This window comes from Huijunlia imazamoxiresistens (assembly GCF_037132455.1).
GTDB lineage: Bacteria > Bacteroidota > Bacteroidia > Chitinophagales > Chitinophagaceae > Flavisolibacter > Flavisolibacter imazamoxiresistens.
The window spans coordinates 1-5,996 of sequence record NZ_JBBBEI010000062.1 but is presented as its reverse complement, the minus strand read 5'-3'; the positions used below and the strand labels follow the sequence as shown (position 1 = coordinate 5,996).

The 5,996-nt window shown below is 42.4% G+C and carries 6 protein-coding genes; all 6 read right to left on the bottom strand.

The genetic code is table 11. The features are described 5' to 3' along the window. Positions 1–282: 282 nt before the first annotated feature. The gene (locus V9K67_RS26660; RefSeq protein ID WP_336728121.1) at positions 283–471 is read right to left on the bottom strand and encodes a hypothetical protein; all 189 of its coding nucleotides are present in this window, start codon (positions 469–471) and stop codon (positions 283–285) included. A gap of 79 nt (positions 472–550) precedes the next feature. Then, positions 551–2,092, bottom strand: a complete 1,542-nt coding sequence (locus tag V9K67_RS26655) for a P-loop NTPase fold protein (RefSeq protein ID WP_336728119.1) — start codon at positions 2,090–2,092, stop codon at positions 551–553. 192 nt (positions 2,093–2,284) lie between these two features. Then, positions 2,285–3,313 (bottom strand): IS5 family transposase, encoded by a 1,029-nt coding sequence (locus V9K67_RS26650; protein ID WP_336728118.1) that lies wholly within the window; start codon positions 3,311–3,313, stop codon positions 2,285–2,287. A gap of 80 nt (positions 3,314–3,393) precedes the next feature. After that, positions 3,394–3,699, bottom strand: coding sequence for a hypothetical protein (locus tag V9K67_RS26645; RefSeq protein WP_336728116.1), 306 nt, complete (start codon positions 3,697–3,699; stop codon positions 3,394–3,396). Positions 3,700–3,721: 22 nt separating this feature from the next. Continuing rightward, positions 3,722–4,606 (bottom strand): hypothetical protein, encoded by an 885-nt coding sequence (locus V9K67_RS26640; protein WP_336728115.1) that lies wholly within the window; start codon positions 4,604–4,606, stop codon positions 3,722–3,724. A gap of 99 nt (positions 4,607–4,705) precedes the next feature. Continuing rightward, the coding region (locus tag V9K67_RS26635; RefSeq protein WP_336728114.1) for a T9SS type B sorting domain-containing protein at positions 4,706–5,996 on the bottom strand (1,291 nt) is incomplete at its 5' end.

The following is a 5,996-nucleotide window of genomic DNA, read 5'->3' as shown; positions in this document are numbered from 1 at the left end:
TGTTGTTAGCACTACAAAATTGCCCCTCTTTTTTTTATGCCCGCTCAACTCACAATTTTACCCCTTACCGAGTATAGCTCTTCTATAGCTTCATCAGGCTTCATTTCAACCGCTACATTATCAGAATACCTCCAGTTATTTCTAATAACTGTATTAATTACCTGAAAACAAAGCTCAATAACATCCAAAGTTTGTTTTACATCTATAGAATGTAATAAAAAGTTTAATACATCAACTTGAGCATCTCCTTGTACGCCTAAATGAAAAACACCATATTCCTTTTTAAGAATATTTTGTATTTTTTTTATATATCTCCTTCACTAAACGGCTGGAATAATTATCATTTCCAATTGTTTGCCTAAGAATATGATGTATTTGAACTCTTAACTTATTTGGTAACGAATCATAAACATAAATTTCAAGTTCTTTACCCAGTTCCCCTCTTTTAGAAAAAATATCATGTACTGCCATAAGCATTTAGCATTAAATAGAACACCCCATCAACTTAAAAACAACTTATTAGGAGAGTTTGGCTTCATCAAAATAAAAACTAAAAAATTTTAAGGTTTCGACAGGCCGTAAAACAACTATATAACAATTCAAACATATTTATCGTCTCTTCTAATTCCTCGTCCGCAACAGACGTTATTTTATCTACCCATAAAATATACTCAAATCTTCGATTCTCCTTAAAGTGATAGCGATAATGTAATACGCACTGATCTTTTGTAACAAATCTATGCTTACCGATAGATTTAGTAAGCTCATACATAGTATCATTATCGAACGCTTGTTTTCGTGCAATCAAAAATGGCAAACAATAACTAGCAATAGCCCTCTCTACATTTTCTAAGTCAGAAATATTCTGCTTTGTTGTTGCGATAAGTCCTTTGTTAAAACTTTCAGCTAACTGCTTCAACTTTATTCCTACGACTTCATATGATGGATAAAAACCTTTCAATAATTCAAAAATAACTACTGCCGGATAGTTTTGGACCAATAATTCATCATGAACTTCTCTTACAGAAAAGGAATATGTAGGTATTTTAATTACATGATACTGAACCAGCATTCTTAGATTTAAAGCCCTAATATCAATCAATGACTGCAAAATCAACTCAAGTGATTGATAGAAAAGGTCTCTAACCCCTAACGGATATAACTTCCTAAACTCCTCAGAATTATAAGGAAGAGAAGGGACAACTTCTTTAATAAAATCTTTAATAAGTCTTCGATTATTAAAGTGAAAAACCTCCCTTGAATAAAATTTATCTATATAGCCATTAAAGTCTACATCAGTTCCATATCTGTAATGGAAAATATTTCGAATATTTTCTACATCACAAACAAAAATTACTTTATTAAAGCCAAATTTATTATTGTCGTTAATATCGTAATGTGAACTAAATATATTAAACAATCTAAACATGTGATCTGGATCAAGCCTGTCTAAATCATCAATAATTAATACAGATTCAACCTTTTCTTTTTTCACTTTCTTCTTTAGCCGATCAATCAAAGAAGAAATAATCGCAGATATCGCATCCTTCTCATAAGGTGATCCAGACAAAGCTTTTAAAGCCTTAATATAATTATGTATTAACTTGCCTTCGTCAAATTCTTTCTTATCCCTATACGCATTAAACTCCTCTATCAACTTTAGAACTTCAATAATGGGCTTTCCTATTTTTTCGGAAATTCCAAGCAGAGGATAAAATGTTGAAGCTGTAGAATTGAAATTGCTCCCCATTTTGAACCTCTCTAAAATAAAAAACTGGCTTATAAGCAAAGTAGGAAACTCCTCTTTTGTTAAGTCAAGTTCGCTTGCATGATTATTGATTAATTCTATAAGCAGATCATATTTAACCCATTCAAAAACATCTTCATTTGAAGCTATTGAATAGTTAATTGGATTAAGTGTTAGAGTAAAAAAATTATTTTTATCTTCAGAAAAGAACTCTCTTAGAAACGTTGATTTTCCAGTGCCAAACGGTCCTGAAAATAATATTCGTTTATTACCATCAATATTTAGATGCTCCTTTAAGTCCTTTCCAATTTGAGTATGGTCAATTCTAACTTTAGCCGTATTCATACTAATAACTCAATTAAATAAACATTAGGGTACTTCTAAAAACTAAATTTTCAGAAGCTACTTTTTAGAGAGAAAAAAGTTTGATTGCTGATGAAGGATTTTTCTGCCGAAAAGGCACTTTTCCCCCTTGGTTTTCGCCCTTTTTCAGGGCATTTCCCGTGAAGTGTCCATCACTGGACACGACCGGGCACACTACGCCCTTTTAGGTTTTGAATACAGAGTGTAGCGAAACAAATGATAGGTCAGGTTCATCAATCCGATCTTCACCTCAGCCCTTGCCCTGCCGATAGTGCGGATGAGCACCCCGCCGGTGGCCTGGTGTAAAAAGCCGAAGACAAGTTCTACCCGTACCCGCACCCTGCTTTTGGCCCGATTGCTCCTTTTCTGCTTTGGGGTTAAGGGATGATCCCGGTATCCTTTCTCATGGATCTTGTTGATCATGCCAGCCGCTTCTACAGCCTTCTCAAAGGTTTCTCCCGTATAGGCACTGTCGGCATGCAGGGTCTGGTCCTCATCCTTTTTACTGAGCAGGTCCGCACCCTTTACAGAGTCATGCACCGCCGCATCGCTGACCCCATAGTCATCCACAAACTTCTTTTTGGCATCCACCTTCACATGGTTTTTGTAGCCGAAATAGTTCTCATTGCCCTTTTTCACCCAGCGGGCATCGGTGTCCTTATGGCTTCTTTTCTTCTCATCCCATTCTTCCGGTATGTCTCCGCCCTTTACCTGGTCGTTTTCTTCCCGGCTGTTTCTTTGTACCGGCACTTCTACGATGGAAGCATCGATGATCTTGCCTTTGTTAACAATGAGATTCTTATTCTTCAGTTCCTTATGAAAGCGCTCAAAGAGCTTTCTTACCGTATCGTCTTTTTTCAACTGTTTCCGGAAATGCCAGATGGTATTCTGGTCGGGAACTTTGGAGCAGGTACGTAGGCCCAGAAAGCGCATGAAGGAAAAGCGATCGGTAATCTGGAATTCCATTTGTTCATCGGAAAGGCCGAAGTACTCCTGTAAGATGAGTATCTTGAACATCAGCACATAATCAAAGGGAGGACGGCCGCCCGGGCCTTTAGGCTCTTTTTCCAACGCCTTGTTCAGAATAGGGCGGAAGATCTTCCAGTCAATGCAGGCATCGAGCTTTTCAAGGGGATCGCCCAGTTGGCTAATGCGGTTCAATTTGAATTCTTCGTCGAATAAGCCTGATTGCTTTTTTGCCATCTGATCGTTTTTGCCGCTTAAAGATAACTCATCATGCAGATTTTACCCTACTTTCAGAGAGTTTTTGGAAGTACCCATTATTAATTATGGAATTGAACTTCTGTTACAAAGGCCTTATTACAAAAGCCATATTCCTTGTGATTTAATGAATTCCGAACAAAAAAATAATCCCCGTTTATATCTAAAATATCAACGTCTGTATTGTCTGGCAGAGCGGCATTAATCGTTTTATCAGGACTTTTAGAGGAGGACCATAGGTTAACCTTCCCTATATAAGTACCATCAGCCATTGCCGTAATTGTTCCCTTACCTATTGCTTTGTCTTCATTAGGGCTATCACAGGCAATAAGACTGGCAGCCAAGAAGAAGGATAATACTTTTTTCATATTTAATCATCTTTTTTGTATATCACAATTGTCCACCAAGCGCTTGATAAAGCTCTAAGGCTCTTTTAATATTGGCTATCTGGTCTTTGGAAATAACCTTAATATCATAATACTGGTGCCCGATTAATTTCATTTTGGCACTTTTGGCATTTGCCAAAGCATTGATCAATTCTTTATCAGAAGCTGTTACGGCTTCATCAAACCATTCCCAGATGTCACCGTCCCCATTATCAGTTTCGGTTTTCAAAGGCACAAATTCATAAGCCTTTCCATCAATTGAAAATTGGACTTTACTGAAAAACAGCCAGTCGTCAGCAAAATACTGAAGTCGAAACCGTAAGGTGCTGGGAACTCCATTTATTGTGTTGAAGTAACAATATAACCCGTTCCTGTTCGTGTACTGCGGGGCCGATTTTGGCTCATACCAAGTTTTACCATCCGCAGAAAACTCATCCTTCTTTTGCCTAAAGAATTTGCTCAGCTCTTTGACCTTGACTGAGTCTACTTTTACAACCTCTTTAGTTTCTGTCTCAGGAAGTTCACTTGACAATTTAAAAACAGAGGCCTCAACTTCCTTTTCCCTTTCACTCTTATTCGCAAACGAAATTGCGTTTGTAATATCAACTCCCTTGTCATTTAACAACATGAATTTTACAGGAGTAGTAGAGTAAATGTTACTGTACTTTTCTCGCATTTCCTTGCTTACCTTCATCGAAATGCAAAAATTCTGATAGGCCTTCAAATAAGCGATAGAATCGTTGGCGGCAGAAATAGGTTTTGAATCCTCTTTTGTTTCTGTTCCGCCGAAAGTCCCTTCTTTACTTACTACCTCAATATACTTATACGTCCGATCACAGGCGGTAAACAAAAATGATACACATAGAAGTGCACTTGTAATTTTTCTCATGATGCAATTAGTATTTGGTTTAAATAATTAAAGTCGCAAAATTATTAAAGGTCTTTGGGCCTGCTGTAAAAGGCAATAGGCCTGCCTGGCGGGCAGCAGCTACGGTAGCAAAACCACCGTCCCTTTTTGGTGCTCCATCTTGCCGTTTAACTCGTAGCTGCAGACCCAGAAGAACACGTTGTTCCCCGGGTTTGGCCCCCGGTAAGCCCCATTCCAGCCGGTGCCGGGGGTGGTAGTCTGAAAAACAACCTTCCCCGACCGGTCATACACCTGGAAGCTGTACGAGCGCACGTTTCCGTAAACCAGGGCTTTAAATACATCGTTCAACCCGTCGCCATTCGGCGTAAAGGCATTCGGCACATAAACCCCTTCCATGCAGTTCTTCAGCCGGACAATCACGCTGTCCCTGCCGGTACAGTTATCCCTGTCGGTTACCTCCAGCCAGTACGTGCCGGGCTGTGTCACTGTGATGGCGCTTCCGGCAGCACCCGTGTTCCAGGCATAGGCAGAAAACGCCCCGCCGGCCTGCAGTTCCAGGCTGCCGTAGGAACAAATGGACGCATCGGGCCCCAGGAAGCCGGCAGGCGACACTACCACCGCGGGAATGATGGTGGTATCCGCTGCCCGGCAGCCGTTGGTATCCGTAACCGACAGCCAGTAGGTACCGGCCACCCCAACGGTGATGGTGCTGGTGGCAGCGCCAGTGCTCCAGTTATAGGCACGGTAGGTACCCGGGGTACGCAGTACCCGGGACTGGCCGGAACAAACAATCGAATCCGGTCCCAGGTACGGCTGGGGCAGGTTGTGCACCTTCAGCAGCTTCAGGGTATCGGTGGAAAAACAGCCCTGGGCGGTCTGGGCAATGACCCAGTAGGTACCGGGCCGGTCCGCCACCAGTTGCCGCGGTTGCCGGGTATAGTGACTCCAGGAATACCATACGAAGCCGGGTCCCGCATCCAGGACGAGCGAGTCGTTGCGGCAGATGGAGGTATCGGGGCCCAGGCGGATCTCCGGCGAAGTATACACCCGGACCACCAGCGTATCGTAGGCAAAGCACCCGGGCGTCTTTTCCGCGGTAAGGGTATAAGTGGTGGTTTCCAAGGGGCCCACCTTTACCTGTCGCCCCTGCAGGGGCGCGGTTTCCCCGCCCGGCGACCAGGTATAGCGCAGGAACCCTTCCGGGGCGGTCAGCAGCACCGAATCGCGGTTGCACTTGGAGCGGTCCGCGCCGAGGCTGAGGGAGAGGGGCGGCTGCGCCGTTACCTGCACCGTATCGCGATACACCGAACCACAACCATTCACGGCGGTAAGAAAATAGGTGCCGGGAGCCGTAACGGTAAAGACCGAATCGGTCGAGCCGTTCTGCCAGGCATAGGAAGCAAAGCCGCTG